10 protein-coding genes are annotated in these 17,321 nt (G+C 73.3%); 7 read left to right on the forward strand and 3 right to left on the reverse strand.

Annotated features, from left to right (window positions below; translation table 11 throughout):
• Window positions 1–26 precede the first annotated feature (26 nt).
• Entirely contained in the window at window positions 27–3,500 is a 3,474-nt protein-coding gene (locus tag DMB66_RS49690; protein ID WP_158647618.1) for a BTAD domain-containing putative transcriptional regulator, read from the forward strand.
• 186 nt (window positions 3,501–3,686) lie between these two features.
• Here the strand turns inward: DMB66_RS49690 and DMB66_RS66305 are convergent, their stop codons facing one another.
• The 3 genes from DMB66_RS66305 to DMB66_RS49705 form a co-directional block, all read right to left on the reverse strand.
• Window positions 3,687–5,246, reverse strand: coding sequence for a tetratricopeptide repeat protein (locus tag DMB66_RS66305; RefSeq protein ID WP_370320835.1), 1,560 nt, complete (start codon window positions 5,244–5,246; stop codon window positions 3,687–3,689).
• Complete coding sequence (locus DMB66_RS49700) at window positions 5,204–7,045, reverse strand: diguanylate cyclase (protein WP_125811104.1); 1,842 nt, start codon at window positions 7,043–7,045, stop codon at window positions 5,204–5,206. The genes DMB66_RS66305 and DMB66_RS49700 overlap by 43 nt, the downstream gene beginning before the upstream one ends.
• A gap of 69 nt (window positions 7,046–7,114) precedes the next feature.
• Window positions 7,115–8,662 (reverse strand): S8 family serine peptidase, encoded by a 1,548-nt coding sequence (locus DMB66_RS49705; protein ID WP_125811105.1) that lies wholly within the window; start codon window positions 8,660–8,662, stop codon window positions 7,115–7,117.
• Window positions 8,663–9,001: 339 nt separating this feature from the next.
• On the opposite strand from DMB66_RS49705, the gene DMB66_RS65690 reads away from it, so the two are divergent.
• The 6 genes from DMB66_RS65690 (at window position 9,002) to DMB66_RS49735 (ending at window position 17,228) form a co-directional block, all read left to right on the forward strand.
• Window positions 9,002–11,371: a LuxR C-terminal-related transcriptional regulator gene (locus tag DMB66_RS65690; protein ID WP_125811106.1), complete on the forward strand. Its 2,370-nt coding sequence runs from the start codon at window positions 9,002–9,004 to the stop codon at window positions 11,369–11,371.
• Window positions 11,372–11,465: 94 nt separating this feature from the next.
• Window positions 11,466–12,734: a cytochrome P450 gene (locus tag DMB66_RS49715; RefSeq protein ID WP_199753096.1), complete on the forward strand. Its 1,269-nt coding sequence runs from the start codon at window positions 11,466–11,468 to the stop codon at window positions 12,732–12,734.
• An 87-nt stretch (window positions 12,735–12,821) separates the two neighbouring features.
• Window positions 12,822–13,763: a PDR/VanB family oxidoreductase gene (locus DMB66_RS49720; protein WP_125811108.1), complete on the forward strand. Its 942-nt coding sequence runs from the start codon at window positions 12,822–12,824 to the stop codon at window positions 13,761–13,763.
• On the forward strand, window positions 13,760–14,629 hold the full coding sequence (locus DMB66_RS49725) for an acetoacetate decarboxylase family protein (protein ID WP_233625397.1): 870 nt from the start codon (window positions 13,760–13,762) through the stop codon (window positions 14,627–14,629). The genes DMB66_RS49720 and DMB66_RS49725 overlap by 4 nt, the downstream gene beginning before the upstream one ends.
• Window positions 14,630–14,703: 74 nt before the next feature.
• Window positions 14,704–16,275, forward strand: coding sequence for an aldehyde dehydrogenase (locus DMB66_RS49730; RefSeq protein WP_125811109.1), 1,572 nt, complete (start codon window positions 14,704–14,706; stop codon window positions 16,273–16,275).
• Complete coding sequence (locus DMB66_RS49735) at window positions 16,275–17,228, forward strand: catechol 1,2-dioxygenase (RefSeq protein ID WP_125811110.1); 954 nt, start codon at window positions 16,275–16,277, stop codon at window positions 17,226–17,228. Before DMB66_RS49730 ends, DMB66_RS49735 begins: the two co-directional genes overlap by 1 nt.
• Window positions 17,229–17,321 lie beyond the last annotated feature (93 nt).

A 17,321-nucleotide genomic window follows, 5' to 3' on the forward strand; every position in this document is an offset into this window, starting at 1 on the left:
GAGTTTCATGGGCATCGGGAGGATTTGTGCGGGTTCGGCTCCTCGGGCCTATTGACCTGGTGGCCGACGGCCGGCCGGTGGTGGTGGCGGGATTCCGGCGCAAAGCGCTGCTGGCGGTCCTCGCGTTGCACGCCGGCGAGATCGTCGGCACCGAGCGGCTGATCGACATGGTCTGGCCCGACAAAGCCGGCCGAACAGGCCTGAACACGGTGCAGAGCCACATGTCGTACCTGCGCCGCCTGTTCGGCGTGGCCTCGGCCGTCCTCGCCAGCCCGCCGGGCTATCGGTTGAACCTGCCGGACGAGCCGACCGACGTGGTCGTCGCCGAACGGCTCATCCGGGCCGGGCGGGAAGCACCCGACCCACGTCGCCGGGCGGCCCTGCTGGGGGAAGCGCTGGGGATGTGGCGCGGGCGCCCGCTGCTCGACGTCGCCCAGGTGCCGTGGCTGGCCGGGCAGGCGGACCGGCTGGCCACGCTCGAGTCGGAGACGCGCCGGGCGTTGATCGACGCGCGGCTCACGCTGGGGGAGCACACCGCGGTCCTGCCGGAGCTCGGCCAGGTGGCCGCCCAGCGTCCCTTCGACGAGCAGGTTCAGGCGCAGTTGGTGCTCGCGCTCTACCGGGCGGGACGGCAGGCCGAGGCGCTCGCCGTGCTGCGGGACATCCGCGCCCGGCTCGTGACCGAGCTGGGCATCGATCCGGGGCCCGCGCTGCGCAGCCTGGAGGAGGCCGTGCTCCGGCAGGACCCGGCGCTGGTTCCGCCGGCTGTGCCCGTACCGGTCTCGGTTGTGCCGCCGCCGCGCCCGACGCCGAACCGGGCCCAGCTCCCCGGCTCGGGCCCGCCGCTGGCCGGGCGTGCCGGCCAGGTGGCGGCGCTCGACCGGTTGCTGGCGGGCCTGGGCGCCGGGGTGCCGCCGGTGGTGCTGGTGACCGGCGATCCGGGGATCGGCAAGACGAGGCTGCTGGGCGAGCTGGCGCGGCGGGCGGAGCGCGACGGGCGGCTCGTGCTCTGGGGCCGGACGGCGGAGTTCGAGCAGGAGGTGCCGTTCGCGCCGGTGCGCAACGCCCTCGGTGATCATCTCGCCGAGGCGCAGCCGGCGAGCTTCGCGGAATTGTCCACCGAGGACCTCCGGCTGGTGCGCGAGGTGCTGCCGACGCTGGCCGGCCCGGCCGCCGACGAGGCGTCGCGGCGGGTGCTCACGGCGGAGCGGTACCGGCTGCACCGGGCGCTGCGCGGGGTGCTGGAGGCGCTCGCCCAGCCGGCCGGGCTGGTGTTCATCCTCGACGACGTGCACTGGGCCGACCACGGCTCGGTCGAGTGGCTGGACCACCTGCTGCGCCATCCGCCGCGCGGGCCCGTGCTGGTGGCCGTCGCCTACCGCCCGCGCCAGGTGTCCGGAGCCTTCCGGCAGGCCCTCGGCCGGGCGAGCCAGGACGGCGTGGCGGAGGTCCTGGAGCTGGGGCCGCTCACCTTCGCCGAGGCGGACGGCCTGCTGCCGGTGCGCCTGGACCGGGCGCGGCGCCGCCGGCTGTACGACCTCAGCACCGGCAACCCGTTCTATCTCCAGGCGCTGGCCAGGGCGGACCCGGCGAGCGACAGCGCCGGCCCGGGCGCCGACGACGATGCCCTGCCGCCGGCGGTGCTGTCCGCGCTGGCCGCCGAGCTCGACGCGCTCACGCCGGTCGAGACCCAGGTGGCCTGGGCGGCGGCCGTCGCCGGTGACCTGACCGAGCCCGGCATCATCGCCGGCACGGCGGATCTGCCGGTCGCCGAGGTGCTCGGCGCGCTGGACGGCCTCGTCGCGAGGGACCTGCTGCGTCCCGTGCCGCGCACCGGCCGCTTCCAGTTCCGGCATCCCCTCCTGCGCCGGGTCACCTACGATGCCGCGGGCGCCGGGTGGCGCGTCGCCGCCCACGACCGCGCGGCGGCTGTGCTCCGCCAGCAGGGCGCTCCCGCGATCGAGCAGGCACCCCACGTGGAACGGTCCGAGCGCCGCGGCGACCGGCACGCCGTGGGCATTCTGCGCGAGGCGGCCGCCGCCGCGCTGCACAGCAGCCCGGCAGCGGCCGCGCACTGGCTCGGCGCGGCCCTGCGGATCATTCCCGATGACGTCGCCGCCATGCCCGCCCGGCTTGAGCTGCTCACCATGCGGGCACAGGCGCTGAGCCTCGGCGGCCGGCTCGTGCAGAGCCGGGACGCGCTCCACGACCTGCTGCGCCTGGTGCCCGCCGAGGCCGCCGGCATGCGGGCCGAGGTGGTGATCAACTGCGCCGGGACCGAACGCCAGTTGCGGCGGCACCGGGAGGCGAACGCCCTGCTGCGTACCGAATTGGCGAAGCTCGCCGATCGCGAGGGCCGCGCCGCGGTCCGGATGATGCTGGGGGTGGCGTCCGGCCGGATCCAGGGCGGCCTGGCCGGCGACGGCCGGGAGTGGCCCCGCCGGGCGCTGCGGGCCGCCCGGCGGCTCGGCGACCGCGGCCTGATGACGTGTGCCCTGGTGGAATGCGTGCTGGCCGACCAGGCCTCGGGTGACCTCGGCGAGCACACCGGCGACTGCCTCGACGAGGCGGCGAGTCTGGTGGACGCGATGCCGGACGCCGAGCTCGCGGCCAGCCTGCCCATCGCGGTCTGGCTCCCCGCGGCCGAGACCGCGCACGAGCGGATGAGCGACGCCCTGCGGCACCTCGACCGGGCCCTGGAGGTGGCCCGCAAGACCGGGCAGACCTATGTGATCGGCGGCGTGCACGTGCTCCGGGCCAACACGCTGGTGCTGATCGGCGACCTCGGCGGGGCGACCCGCGCGCTGGAGGACGGCCGGGACGCGGCCGTGCTGGCCGGCACCGACGGACCGCTCTGCGCGGCGCTGGCCCTGCGGAGCCAGACCGCCGCCCTGCGGGGCGATCTCGAGGGCGCGCTCGGATCGGGCAAGGAGGCGCTGCGGCTGATCGGCGAGCGACCGGACTACTTCTCCGGCGCGGCGATGCCGGCCCTGGCCTCGGCCCATCTGCTGGCCGGCGACGCGGCCGCCTGCGGCGACCTGTTGGCCGGCGGCCCGGAGCGCTACGTGACGACACCCCTGGTACGCAGCACGTGGTTCGAGACCCTCGCCGGGGCGGCGGCCGCGGCGGGGGACCACGGGGCGGCGACGGGGTGGGCCGACCGGGCACACGCCGAGGCACAGTCCTGGGGCACGCCGCGGCGCGAGGGCTTCGCCGAGCTGGCCCGGGCGCATGCGCTGCGGGCGGCCGACCCCCGTACGGCCGCCGCCCACGCGCTGACCGCCGGGCGGCTGTTCACCGTCGGCGGCGACCGCATCTCCAGCGGGCGCGCTCAGCTGGCCGCCGGTCTCGCCCTGGCGGCCGGCGGTGAGCCGGAGCAGGCCCGGCGGGCGCTCGTCATGGCCCGCGCGCTGTTCGACCTCTGCGACGCGCACCTGCTGTCGGCGCGGGCGTCGCGCGAGGAACGCCGCCTGGGCTCCGCCGCGCACCAGAGCGGGTAGCCACGCCCTGGCTCCGCGCCCCGCACCACGGCGGGTAGCTACGCCCTGGCTGTCCGCCCCGCACCACGGCGGGTAGCCACGCCCTGGCTCCGCGCCGCGCGCCACCGCGGGTAGCCACGCCCTGGCCGGGCCGCTCGCCCGGCGGTCAGCGGTCAGCGGCCGGGGGCCGGGGCCGGCGGTCAGCGGTCAGCGGTCGGGCAGATCGTGCAGCTGGTCGAGGACCAGCTCCAGCGGCGCGGCGCGGCCGGCCTGGCCGGCCGCGGTGAAGGTCAGGTCGCCGAGCCGGATGCGGGCGCGCCGTCCTACGCTGTCCCGCCTCGGCTGCTGCTCCGGCGGCACCGGCAGCCGGTGGCGCTCGCGCAGCACGTCGGCCGCGGCGAGGAGCCGGACGGCGAGTTCGGGCTCGCCGTCGACGATCAGGCCGGCCACGCACTCCAGCGATACCGCCAGGCCTTCGCGGTCCTCGACCTCGTAGCGGAGCCGGATGGCCGCGCGGTAGTGCCCCAGCGCCTCCGGCCGGTCGTCCTCCGCCGCGGCCACCGACCCGAGCTGGTGCAGGGCCATCGCCTCACCGAACAGGTCACCGAGATCGCGGCCGAGGGAGAGGCTCTCGGCGAGCACGCGGCGGGCCTCGGCCAGCCGGCCCTGCGCCAGCAGGATGTCGCCCTGGCACTCCAGGCCGAGCAGGATGCCGCCGCTGTTGCCGGCCGCCCGCTCCAGGGCCAGGCATTGTTCGATGTACTCGCCGGCCTGATCGATCGCTCCGATCCGCAGCGACAGCTTGGCCAGGTTGCCCATCGCGATCGTCGTTCCGCGGGTCTCGCCGGTCTTGCGGCAGATGGCCAGGCTCTGCCGGAAGTGCTCGGCGGCGTCGTCGTAACGGCCGGCGGCGAGCGCGGCGGCGCCCAGCACGTTGCGTGCCTGGGCGACGGCGGGCAGGTCGTCGGCGGACTCGGCCAGCCGGAGCCCCTGCCAGCCGAGGCGGGTCGCGGTCTCGTGGTCGTCCTGCGTCGCGGCCAGCACCGCGGCCGGATAGAGCAGGCGGGCACGCTCGGTGGCGGTCATCCGGTCGCCCATGGCCAGCACGCGGTCCAGCCAGTCCCGGCCCTCGGCGAGATGGCTGCCCCGGCGCCAGTACCGCCACAGGCCGAGGCAGATCTGGCGGGCGCCGGCGACATCGGTCGCGTCCAGGGCCCAGGACACCGCCGACCGCAGGTTCGGGTAGTCGCGCTCCAGCCGTTCCACCCAGCGCACCTGGTCGGGTGACTCCAGGCCGGTCGCGGCCCGCTCGGCCAGCCCGGCGTAGTAGGCGGCATGCCGCCGGTGCACGGTGTCGGCGGCATGCCGCGACGTCAGCATGGTGGTGGCGTATGCCCGGATCGTCTCCAGCATCCGGTAGCGGCGCTCGCCGTCCTCCTGGACGTCGAGGGCGAGCAGGCTCTTGCGGACCAGGAGGTCGAGCCGGCGGGTGGCGTTCTCCAGCCAGTCCTCCTGCTCCGGCGGCGTCCCGGCCGGCCGGGACGGATGCCCGGTCAGTTCGGCGACCGCGGCGGCGGCCTCGGCGGTGCAGCCGCCTTGGAACACCGACAGGGCGGCGAAGTCCCGCTGCTGCTCGCCGTCGAGCAGGGCGTAGCTCCACTCCAGTGCGCCGCGCAGGGTCTGCTGGCGCTCCGGGCGGTTGCTCGGTCCGGCTCCGAGCGTGCTCAGGTGCCGGTCGAGGTGTTCCAGCAGCGCGGCCGGGTCCATCCGGTCGATCTGCGCCGCGGCCAGCTCGATCGCCAGCGGCAGCCCGTCGAGCCGCCGGCACAGGGCCACGACCACGGGCAGCGTCGCGGCGGACAGCACGAAGTCGACCGCGGCGTTCCTCGCCCGTTGCTCGAACAGAGCCACCGCCGGCGAATCAGTCCGCGCCTGCAGCACACCGGCGTCCCCCGGCGGCAGGGCGGACATGTCCGGGAGCGGCAACGGGGGCACCGGGTAGACCTGTTCGCCGTACAGGTCGAGGGCTCCCGGCTGGTGATCAGCACCTGCAGGGTGGCGACGGCCGACAGCATCTCGCCGATCAATGGTGCCGCGCTGAGTGCCTGCTCGAAGTTGTCCAGCAGGAGCAGGACGCTCGCCTCGGCGAGGTGGCCGAGCAGGGTCTCGAGCAGGTCCTCGCCGGGCACCTCGTCGACCCGCAGGGCGAGGGCGATCGCCGCGATCACCAGGTCCTCGTCGGTGCAGGTGTCCAGCGGCACGAAGGCCACGCCGTCGTCGAACTGGTCGGCCACCGCCGCGGCCGCCGCCAGCGACAGCCGGGTCTTGCCGATGCCGCCGGAGCCGACCAGGGTGACCAGCCGGTTCTCGCGGACCAGGCCGGCGATCTGGCGCAGTTCCCGTTCCCGGCCGATCAACCGGGTCATCGCCGCCGGCAGGCGCACCTGCCGGCGGGAGCGGCGCAGCACCGCGGGATCGATGGTCCAGCCGCCGGTGCCGACCGGCACCACGCCCTGCCGTTGCCGGAGCCGGTCGAGCTCGGCGGCCGCCGTCGCGGGCAGGCCGCCGCTCTGCCGCGCGATCCAGCTCACCAGGGTGCGGCTGGGCTCGCCCCGCAGCGCCGACCGGAGCCAGATCCGCAGCGTGGCCGGCGACCACGGGCTGAGCTCGACCGCCGCGAGTTCCGGTATGTCCGGCGGCGGCGCCGATGCCCCGGCGGCGGCCGCGTACACCACGGCCAGGACCTCCGCGGCGCCGGCGGCGGCGGCCACCTCGGCGACGCGCGGGGCGGCGTCGCAGTCGGCCAGCAGCAGCAACCGGATGCCCGGCCGCACCGGCGGCGGGTCCGAACCCGGCCCGATGGAGTGGACCACGAAGCCGCGCATGCCCGCCAGCCGGTCCACTTCGGTCAGAAACCGGGTGTAGCCGGCGCCGGGCTGACCGGTGAGCCGCAGCGCACCCCGCCCGGTGGTCTGCACCCGGGTGAGGAAGTCGTGGGTCGCGGCCACCGCCGTGTCCCGCTCCCACAGGCGGGAGGATCCCGCGTCCACGTCCGCGACGGTGTCGACGTCGTCCGCGACGGCCGTGCCGCGCCCGCGATGCTTGGCCAGGTAGTTGCGGCGGTCGGCGCAGGCCAGCAAGGTGGCCTGGTCGGCGCCGTCCTCGGGATACGAGGCGACGCCGAGGCTGACCGACAGGTGCAGGACGGGCTCGCCGGAGAACTGCGCGTTCCGTACCTCTTCGATGACCCGCACCGCGAGCCGGACCGCGTCCGCCCGGGCGGTGTCCGGCAGCAGCACGACGAACTCGTCACCGCCGTAGCGGAACAGGACGTCGGTCTCCCGCACCGCGGCGGTCACCACCTCGCAGAGCTGGCGCAGGACCAGATCGCCGCGGAGGTGGCCGTAGACGTCGTTGACCGTCTTGAAGAAGTCGACGTCGAACAGGAAGACCGACATCCTGCCGGTGGTTCGCGCCGCCCGGCCGAGTTCCTCGTCCAGGCGGCGCGTCATCGCGGCACGGGGGAGCACGCCGGTGACCGGGTCGATCGGCGTCTGCGCGGTCATCGCGATACCTCCCTACCGCAGGTACGATCTAACGGATACTTTACGGATATATGTCCGGACTTGCCGTAATCACTCCCAGCTGGAGCCGGACCAGTCGTCGCTCGCCCAGAAACGCCCGGTCCACGTGCCGGCCGCCCAGAACCGGCCCTCCCACTGCCGGCCGCTCCACGCCGGGTCGGTCCACGAGCCGGTGCCGCCCCACGGCTTGCCGGGCCAGGTGGCCGCGCCCCAGGTCTTGGCGCTGAAGGACGTCCCGGTCCAGCCGTCGCCGGCCATCTGGTAGCCCATCCACTTGCCGCCGCTCCACGAGGTCTGCGTGACCGCCTTCGCCGCCCAGGCGGTGCCGGAGAACGGGCCGAAGAGGCCCTTCTCGCCGCTCAGCGTGACATCGTTGGCCACCACGTGACTCGTCCCGCGGGTCGCCTCGATGGTGCCCGTGCTGGTCGAGAGCATCCAGCTCTGCCGGACCAGCGTCGGGGTCAACGCCAGCGCCCTGTTGACGTTGATCTCCCGCAGCCCCATCCCGGCGGCCTTGCCGACCTGCAGGAACGTGCCCTGCTTCAGCAGATCCTTGACCTGGTCGGGGGTCAGGCTCGGTTTCGCCTGCAGGAGCAGTGCGGCCGCCGCGGAGGTGACGGCCGCGGCCTGCGACGTGCCGCTGCCGCGGAACAGCGTGTCACCGGTACGCGCGGCCGGGAAGGTGTTGTCGATGTTCGAACCGGGCACCCGCAGCGAGGGAATCGAGGTCCCGGGCGCCAGCAGGTCGATCGGCTTGTCCTGCTGCGGGATGTTGGTGAACTGGGACAGCTCGTCGTCGGTCGTGGCCGTGGTGCCCTTGGTGGCGGTGGCGCCGACCGCGATCAGCCACAGGTCCATCGCCGGATGGGTCATCCTCGGAAAGCTGTTGCCCTGGTTGCCGGCCGCCGCGACGACCACGATGCCGGCCTTCCACGCCAGCTCGACCGCCAGCGCCATCGGGTCGTTCCAGGTGGTCGGGCTGCCGCCGGTGCCGTACGACAGGTTGATCACCCGGATCGGGTTGGCGGGGTCGTGGTTGCGGTTCTTCACCACCCAGTCGATCGCGGCGATCACCTGGGTCACGTCGACCGCGCCGTTGGCCGTGCCCACCTTGACCGAGGTGATCTTCGCCTGCGGGGCGAGCCCGCGGGTGCCGGTGGCGGTGTCGTTGCCGACCATGATGCCGGCCATGTGGGTGCCGTGGCCGTAGGTGTCGAGGTATCGCAGGCTCGCGCTCTGCGACTCGAACGACAGGTCCGGGCCGTTGACGATCTGGGCCGCGGGCAGGCCGGCCACCGGCGCGACGCCGGTGTCGATCAGGGCGATACCCACGCCCTTGCCGGTCAGCGTCGCGGCCGTGCCGGTGTCGGCGCCGATGATGGTACGGATCTGCTGGAGCGTGGTCGGGGTGGTGGACGGGGTCTGGCTGCTCTCGCCCGACAGCCACATGCCGGACCAGCCGCCCGCGGGCAGGCCCCTGGGGCCGGCCGCGGCGAGCAGGGGCGCCGCGCTGGTGGCCACCAGCTGAACGGTGAGGAGCGACGCGAGTGTCGCCGTGCAGAATCCGGTCAATTTCTTGGTTCGGGGGGTCACAGGCATCTCTACGACGCTCCTTCGGGGCGTGTTCGCTGGGGGGGTCAGCTAGTCGATCCTGAAGGCGGTACGTGGCATTTGTCGCTAAAGAGTGGAGGTTTTCACAAGCCCTCAAGTCCGGTCGTCCCCGGCCGAAGAGCGCCCGCCGCGACGGGCCGTCCCGGGCGAACGGCCGGGAAGTCGGACCGCTCGGCCGGGTGGACCCGTGTGGCTGAACTCGGAGCCGGCGTGTTGACGCGGTGGGTGGGCCGGAGTGAGATGAAGCCGAGCGGCCGGTGACGGCCGCGAGGGGTAGGCGTTGTGCCGATGGTTCGTCGGGTCGCTCTCGGGAACCTTCCGGCGGAGTTGACCAGCTTTGTCGGCCGCCGACGGGAGCTGGGTGGGATCAAGCGGCTGCTCGGGGCTGCCCGGCTGGTCACGCTGCACGGTGTCGGGGGGACGGGCAAGACCCGGCTGGCGCTGCGGACGGCCGCCGACCTGCGGCGGGCGTACCCGGATGGGGTCTGGTTCGTCGATCTGACCAGGCTGCGGGACCCGGGGCTGCTCGCCCAGGAGGTCCAGGACCCGGGGACGCTCGCCTACCTGGTGGCGGGCTCGCTCGGGCTGCAGGACCGGGGTGGCGTGCCCTCGATGCGGCAGTTGACCGAGCACCTCGCCGACCGGCGGGCGCTGCTGGTGCTGGACAACTGCGAGCACCTGCTGCCGGCCTGCGCGGTCCTGGTCGAGGAGCTGCTCCGGGCCTGTCCCGCGCTCCGCATCGTCGCCACCAGCCGCGAACCGCTGGCTGTCGCCGGTGAGGTGAACTTCGTGGTGCCGCCGCTGCCGGCGCCCCGCCCGGACGACCGGTGGAACCTCGCCGGGGTGGGCCGCTACGAGGCGGTGACGCTGTTCATCGCGCGGGCCCAGGCCGCGGAGCACGGCTTCGCGCTCACCGCCGACAACCGGACCGCGGTGGCCGAGATCTGCCACCGGCTGGACGGGCTGCCGCTGGCGATCGAGCTGGCCGCGGCCTGGGTCCGGGTGCTGGCGCCGCAGCAGATCCTCGACCGGCTCGCCGACCGGTTCGCCCTGCTCAGTCAGGGCATCCGCGCCGGTCCGGAGCGGCAGCGGACCCTGCGGGCCTGCATGGACTGGTCGTTCGAGCTGTGCAGCAAGCCGGAGCGGGTGCTGTGGCGGCGGCTGTCGGCGTTCGCCGGCGGGATCGAGCTGGACGCCGTCGAGGGCGTCTGCGCCGACGAGGTCCTGCCCGCCGGGGACCTGCTGGAGCTGATGGCGGGACTGGTCGACAAGTCCGTCATCTGTCGCGACGACAGCCACGACGAGCACGCGCGGTACCGGATGCTGGACACCGTCCGCGCCTTCGGCCACGACAAGCTGGTCGAGGCCGGCGAACTGGCGCCGGTGCGCCGGCGGCACGCCGACTGGTTCGAGCGACTCGCGGCGCGGGCCGGCGCGGACTGGGTCAGCGAACGGCAGGCGTACTGGCTGGCCCGGCTGTCCCGCGCACATCCCGATCTGCGCGCCGCCGTCGAGCACTGCGTGGCCGAGCCCGGACGGCCCGAGGTCGTCCTGCGCATCGCGGTGACCCTGCCGGGGTTGTACTGGTGGACGACCGGGCTGTTCAGCGAGGGCCGTCGCTGGCTGGACCTGGCCCTCGCGCAGGCCACCGCGCCGACCGCCCTGCGGGCGCGGGCACTGCTGCTCAGCGGCCAGCTGGCGATCACCCAGAACCAGGCCGAGGCCGGGATGCCGCTGCTGGACGAGGGGGAGAGGCTGGCCCGGAGCCTGGGCGCCACGCTCGAAATCGCCTTGGCCACGTACACGCGGGCGCAGTTCCGGCTGTACCGAGGCGAGCTGCCCGCCGTGATCGAGGACCTGGACTCGGTGGCGGACATCCTGTCCACGCCGCGGCGGCACGAGCCGGGAGTCGAGCCGGGAGTCGAGCCGGGGGTGGAGCTCGACCTGCGGCTCGGCCTGCTGATCGCGCTGGGCATCGCCACCGCGCTGATCGGCGACCACGACCGGGCCGAGGGCTGTCTCCGCGAGGCGCTGGCGATTCTCGAACCCCGGGGCGAGCACCGCTTCCGGTCCTACGCGCTGTGGGCGCAGGCGCTGTCGGCGTGGCGGCGGGGAGAGCTCGACCGAACCGTCGCGCTGCTGGAGGAGAGCCTGCGGCTCAAGCAGACCCCGGAATACAGCGACCGGTACGGCACCGCCCGGTGTCTCGAGACGATGGCGTGGGCGGTCGCCGGCCGGCGGCAGTACCGTCGCGCCGCCACGCTGCTGGGTGCCGCCGAGGCGCTGTGGACCGAGATCGGCCTGGTCGCTACCGCCTTCGGTCACCTGATCGACGATCAGCGGGCCTGCGAACGGGCGACCCGGGCCGGCCTCGGCGACGCGGCGTTCACCGACGCCTTCGCCCGGGGCCAGGCCCTGTCGTACGACGACGCGATCGGCCATGCGCTCCATGAGCAGCGTCGGCCGGCGCCGCCGGCGCCCGACGACGCGCTGACCCCGCTGACCCGTCGCGAGCGCCAGGTCGCCGGCCTGATCGCCGAGGGCCTTTCCAACAAGGAGATCGCCGCCGCCCTCGTCATCTCCCAGCGAACGGCGGAGAGCCACGTCGAGCACATCCTGACCAAGCTCGGCTGCGCCGGCCGGGGCCAGGTGGCCGCCTGGGTCGCGGCAGAACGCGCCGACGATCGGCATCCCTGACCGGTTGGCTCGCTCAGTTGCCTTGTCAGGGGTGCTCCCGAGCTATATCGTTTGGATGCGAATGACATGCGGATCCTCGCGGATGGAGAGCGTGATGACCGATCAGGATCGTGTCGAGTTGAAGGACGTCGACCTGTCCGACCTTGACCGGTTCCGCGACAACCGGGCGTGGGCGCAGTTCGACACGCTCCGGCGCGAGGACCCGCTGCACTGGAACCCGGAACCGGCGCCGAACAGCGGATTCTGGTCGGTGACCCGCTACGCGGACATCTGGGCGGTGGACAAGGACAGCGAGACCTTCACCTCGGAGAAGTTCGTCAACCTCGAGGAGGTCGACGACGACCTCATGGACATCCGCCGGTCGATCCTGGAGACCGACGGCCAGCGCCACCTCGCCATGCGCCAGCTCGTCGCCCGCGAGTTCAGCCCGCGAAACCTGATGAAGAACTACGAGGGGATCCTGCGGGAGCTCACCCGGCGGACGGTCGACGAGGCGCTGCGGGAGCCGGAGTTCGACTTCGTCTCCAAGATCAGCGCCGACTTCCCGATCCAGGTGCTGGCGCGGCTGCTCGACGTGCCGATGAGCGACACCGGGCAGCTGATCGCCTGGGGCAACGAGATGGTCGGCAACACCGACCCCGACTACACCCGGCACCGGCTGGACTCGCCGGAGAGTGAGAAGTACAAGCACCTGCCCTTCCGGTCGCCGACGACCCAGGACGTCTTCGACTACGGGCGGGCCCTGCGGGACCGGCGCCGCGGCGGTGACGGCAAGGATCTGGTCAGCCTGCTGGCGAACAAGATGCCCGCGGACGGCATCCCGCTGAGCGACCGGGACTTCGACAACTACTTCCTGCTGCTGGTGGTCGCCGGCAACGAGACCACCCGGCACGCGATCAGCAACGCGATGCTCGGCCTGCTGCGGCAGCCCGATCAGCTGCGGGCCCTGCGCTCCGACCCGGCCCTGATCGGTACGGGGCTGGAGGAGTTGCTGCGGTGGGCCTCGCCGGTCTACCACTTCCGGCGCACGGCCACCCGCGACGTGGAGATGCACGGCAAGACCATCCGCGAGGGCGACAAGGTGGTCATGTGGTTCGCCTCGGGCAACCGGGACGAGTCGCGGTTCGCCGACCCGTACTCGATCGACGTGACGCGGGCCAACGTAGATCACCTGACCTTCGGCAAGGGCAGCCCGCACCTGTGCATGGGCAACGGCCTGGCCCGCATGGAGATCCGGCTGATGTTCGAGGAGTTGCTGCCCCGGCTGCTCGACATCGACCTGGCCGGCGACGTGACCCGGGTGCGCTCGAACTTCGTCAACGGGATCAAGAAGTTCCCGGTCAAGGTCGCGGTCCGCGGATAGCGGTTCCGGTCGGTAAGGCCCTTTCTCGCGGCGCCACCCTGCGGCGCTTATCGTTTGGATCCGAATGACATTTGCCGGGAGGTGCGAATGACCGAGATGGAACTCGTCGTGCGTGACATCCAGCCGGTCGCCCGCGACGTCGTGGCCCTCACGCTGGCCCATCCGGCGGGCGCGGAGCTCCCGGTGTGGACGCCCGGCGCGCACATCGACCTCGTCCTCGGCGCGGACCTGGTCCGTCAGTACTCGCTGTGCGGCCGGACCGGGCAGCCGGGCGCGTGGCGCGTCGCGGTGCTGCGCGAGCAGCACGGCCGCGGCGGCTCGCAGGCGGTCCACGCCCTGTCCGCGGGCGCGACGGTACGGGTGCGCGGGCCTCGCAATCACTTCCCCGTCGAGGCGGCAGCCCGCTACGTCTTCGTCGCGGGCGGCATCGGGATCACCCCGCTGCTGGCGATGATCTACGAGCTGGCGGCGGCCGGTGCCGACTGGGAACTGCACTACGGCGGCCGCTCCCGGGCCTCGATGGCGTTCCTCGACGAGCTCGCACAGTTCGGCTCCCGTGTCCGCCTGTGGCCCGCGGACGAGGTGGGCCTGATCGACCTCGGCGCCGCCCTCGGCGAGGCGCGGCCCGGCACCCATGTCTACACCTGCGGGCCCGAGCCGCTGCTGGCCGCCGTCGAGCAGCGGTGCGGCGCGGGCTGGCCCCCGGGCAGCCTGCACCTGGAGCGGTTCTCGCCCAAGCACGTCGACAAGCCGGACGAGGAGCGGGCCCTCGAGGTCGAGCTGCGGCGCACCGGCCGGACCCTGGTCGTGCGCGCCGACCAGTCCATCTTCGACGCCGTCCGCGGCGCCGGCGTCAGCGTGCTCGGCTCGTGCCTCGAGGGCATCTGCGGCACCTGCGAGACGCAGGTGCTCGACGGGGAGGTCGACCACCGCGACTCGGTCCTCGACGACGAGGAACGCGCTGCCAACGACTGCATGATGATCTGCGTCTCCCGAGGCAGGTCCGAGCGTCTGGTGCTGGACCTATGAAGCGGCTCACCCGAAGGGACAACATGGCCGAGTTGCAGGGCTTCTTCTATCCGCGGACCGCGCACGGGGGTTCGTCGATCATCCCGGACCCGCCGTGGTCCTACTCCGGCGACCTGCTCACCGTGGAGTTCCGCACCAATCCCGAACGCGTCGCCGAATTGCTCCCGGCCCCGCTGGAGCCGGCACCGGACGATCCCGGCGCGGTGGCGCTGATCTGGGCCGACTGGCAGTCCTGTTCGACCGGCCGGGCGGAACTGCTGGACCCGGTGCGGGCGCAGTACAAGGAGGCCTTCGTGGTCGTCCGCTGCGCCTTCGCCGGGCGGGTGTATTCGCGCTGCGTCTACATCTGGGTCGACAAGGACTTCGCGATCGCCCGCGGCCTGCACCAGGGCTACCCGAAGAAGCTCGGATCGATGTGGCAGACCCGGCCGCATCCGTTCCACCACGCGGCGCCGCAGATCGCGGCCGGCGGGGTGTTCGGCGCCACGCTGGCCGCCGGCGACCGGCGCCTGGCCGAGGCCGTCGTCAGCCTGCGCGAGGAGTCGGACACCAACGGCTTCGTCAACTCCCACCCGATGGCGCACCACCGGGTCTACCCGGGCATCGGCAAGGGCGCCCCGGACGCCTTCGCCGAGCTGATCTCGTCGGGCGCCGCGTCCGTCGAGGCCGGCCCGGCGTGGCGTGGCGACGCGGACCTGCGCCTGTTCGACTCGCCGACCGAGGAGCTGAGCCGGCTCGAGGTCGACGAGGTCATCGGCGGCTACTACCGCCAGGTCGGGGTCACCTGGGACGGCGGCACGTCACTGGCCCTCGGCTCGGCCGACGGCTGGCAGCACACCACCGGACACCGGGAAGGGCAAGCATGAGCGAGCTGGCGAGCGAATCATCAACTCCGCGCCCGGCGAATGTCATCACAGCGGCGCCAGCGAACGTGACGGCGATGAGCACGATCGTGGTCGAGGGCGTCGAGGTTGACACCCGCCACTGGATCAACGGCGAACGGGTCGCCTCGGCCACGACGTTCACCGACGTCTCGCCGATCGACGAGACCCCGCTGGGCGAGATCGCCGCGGGCGGGCCGGCCGAGGTGGACGCCGCCGTCCGCGCGGCCCGCGCGGCGTTCCCGGCGTGGGCGGCCCTGCCGGTGGCCGAGCGATCGGCGGTGCTCCGGCGGGTCGCGGACGGGATCGACGCCCGGGCCGAGGATCTCGCCCGGGTGGAGACCCGGGACAACGGGTCGCTGCTGCGGTCGCACCGGCGCGGGGTGATGCCGCGCGTGGGCATGAACTTCCGCTACTTCGCCGACTGGGCCGAGAGCCTGCGCCACGACGACCGCGAGATCCGCGGGCACCGCGAGCGGATCACGTACGACCCGGCCGGCGTCGTCGCGGTCATCACGCCCTGGAACGCGCCGCTGATGCTGGCGACCTGGCGCATCGGCCCGGCGCTGGCGGCCGGTGACACCGTGGTCGTCAAGCCGCCGGAGTGGGCCCCGCTGACCGCCTCGCTGCTGGCCGACATCGCCCACGAGGCGGGCCTCCCGCCGGGCGTGCTCAACGTCGTGCAGGGGACCGGCGCCGAGGCGGGCGCCGCGTTGACCCGGCACCCGGACATCAACAGGCTCTCGTTCACCGGCTCCGTACCGACCGCCGGTGTCATCGCCGCGGCCGCGGCCCCGAACATCGTGCCGTTGTCCTTCGAGCTCGGCGGCAAGTCGCCGCTGCTGGTCTTCGCCGACGGCGACCTCGACCTCGCGGTCGGGCTGGCCGTCGAGCAGTTCGACAACGCCGGCCAGGTCTGCCTGGGCGCCTTCCGGCTGCTGGTCCAGGAGGGCATCGCCGAGGAGTTCCTGGCCCGGGTCATCGACCGGGCCTCGGCCCTGGTGCAGGGCGACCCCCGCGACGAGGCGACCGACGTCAGCGCGCTGGTGAGCCGGGCCCACTTCGAGCGGGTCCGCGGGTTCGTCGACCGGGCCGTCGCCGCGGGCGCCAAACCGCTGCTCGGCGGCGGGCCGAATGCCGCCCTCGGCGGTCTCTACTTCGCGCCGACCATCCTGGCCGGCGCGGAGCCGGGCAGCGAGATCCTCACCGAGGAGGTGTTCGGCCCGGTCCTGACGTTCCAGACCTTCGCCACCGAGGCCGAGGGCATCGCGATGGCCAACAGCACCCGCTTCGGGCTGGCCGCGACGCTGGTCACCGGCGACCCCGGACGCGCCGAACGGGTCAGCGCCCGGCTCAACGCGGGCACCGTCTGGGTCAACTGCTTCTTCGTCCGCGACCTCGGGGCGCCGTTCGGCGGCAACGGCAGGTCGGGCATCGGCCGCGAGGGCGGGGACTACTCCTTCGACTTCTACTGCGACATCAAGAACAGCGTGTTCAGCCCGGGCGGCTGGACCGTTTCCCATGGGGAAGCAGAGCTGGGCGCCGTTTCCTATCGGGAAGCAGAGCGGCGGGCCGTTTCCCATGGGGAAGCAGAGCAAAGGACCACCGAGACCGACGGGACGGATGCCTGATGGGTGAGATCGTCGGGGCCGGGCTAATCGCCCACGTGCCCACCATCGTGCTGCCGGAGGAGACCCGCCGGGAGCTCAACCACGGTCAGGACAGCACCTTGGTGTCCGGGCTGGAGCAGTTGCGCCGCGAGGTCTTCGACGTGCTCGACTACGACACCGTGGTGGTCCTCGACTCGCACTGGGCGACCACCGTCGAGTTCGTGGTCACCGCCCAGCCGTGCCGGTCCGGGCTCTTCACCTCCGAGGAGCTCCCGCGGGGGATGAGCCGCCGGCCGTACGACTTCCTGGGCGATCCCGAGCTCGCCCACCTCATCGCGGGCAAGGCGGCCGAGCACAGCACCTGGATCACCGCGATCGACGACGAGCACCTGCCGATTTTCTACGCGACCACCAACGTCTGGGAGTTCCTCGGCCGGGGGTTGCCCGGCAAGCGCTGGATCAGCATCGGTGTGTGCCAGACCGCCGACACGGAGGACAACCTGCGCCTGGGCCGGGCGCTGGGCGACGCGATCGCGGAGTCGGACCGCAAGGTGCTGCTCATCGCCTCCGGCGCGATGTCGCATACCTTTTGGCCGCTGCGTCAACTGCGTGACCACGAGGCCGCGGGGGTCGAGCACATCTTCACGTCGGCGGCGGCTGCGGCCGACCACGAGCGTATCGAATGGTTCGGCAAGGGCGACCACGCCCGGGTGCTGGAGACGATGCCGGAGTTCTACCGGCACAAGCCCGAGGCGCGGTTCGGCCATTACCTGATGATGATCGGCGCGCTGGGCGAGGGCGACTGCACGGCGACCGCCCGCCGGTACGGCCAGTACGAGAACTCGATCGGCACCGGCCAGGTGCACCTGTGGTTCGACCGCCCCCGGGACGGCTTTCCCCGCCCCCACCGCACGCCGGGCGACCCCGACTACGTCCGGCAGACCCAGGGCCCCGACCTGCCGGCCGCCGGCTGAAGCCCGCACCCCTTTGTGAGGAAGAGCCATGACCGATTGCACCGAGCGTCGCGAGCCGGCGGCTGGCGGCGACCGTAACTGCGAGGGCCATGA

Source organism: Actinoplanes sp. ATCC 53533 (assembly GCF_003947245.1).

What these genes read in the sequence shown, in the direction of transcription:
- DMB66_RS66305 (WP_370320835.1), bottom strand. Translation starts at nt 5,246, where the DNA reads ATGGACCCGGCCGCGCTGCTGGAACACCTCGACCGGCACCTGAGCACG.
- DMB66_RS49700 (WP_125811104.1), bottom strand. Translation starts at nt 7,045, where the DNA reads ATGACCGCGCAGACGCCGATCGACCCGGTCACCGGCGTGCTCCCCCGT.
- DMB66_RS49705 (WP_125811105.1), bottom strand. Translation starts at nt 8,662, where the DNA reads ATGCCTGTGACCCCCCGAACCAAGAAATTGACCGGATTCTGCACGGCG.
- DMB66_RS49715 (WP_199753096.1), top strand. Translation starts at nt 11,466, where the DNA reads ATGACCGATCAGGATCGTGTCGAGTTGAAGGACGTCGACCTGTCCGAC.
- DMB66_RS49720 (WP_125811108.1), top strand. Translation starts at nt 12,822, where the DNA reads ATGACCGAGATGGAACTCGTCGTGCGTGACATCCAGCCGGTCGCCCGC.
- DMB66_RS49725 (WP_233625397.1), top strand. Translation starts at nt 13,760, where the DNA reads ATGAAGCGGCTCACCCGAAGGGACAACATGGCCGAGTTGCAGGGCTTC.
- DMB66_RS49730 (WP_125811109.1), top strand. Translation starts at nt 14,704, where the DNA reads ATGAGCACGATCGTGGTCGAGGGCGTCGAGGTTGACACCCGCCACTGG.
- DMB66_RS49735 (WP_125811110.1), top strand. Translation starts at nt 16,275, where the DNA reads ATGGGTGAGATCGTCGGGGCCGGGCTAATCGCCCACGTGCCCACCATC.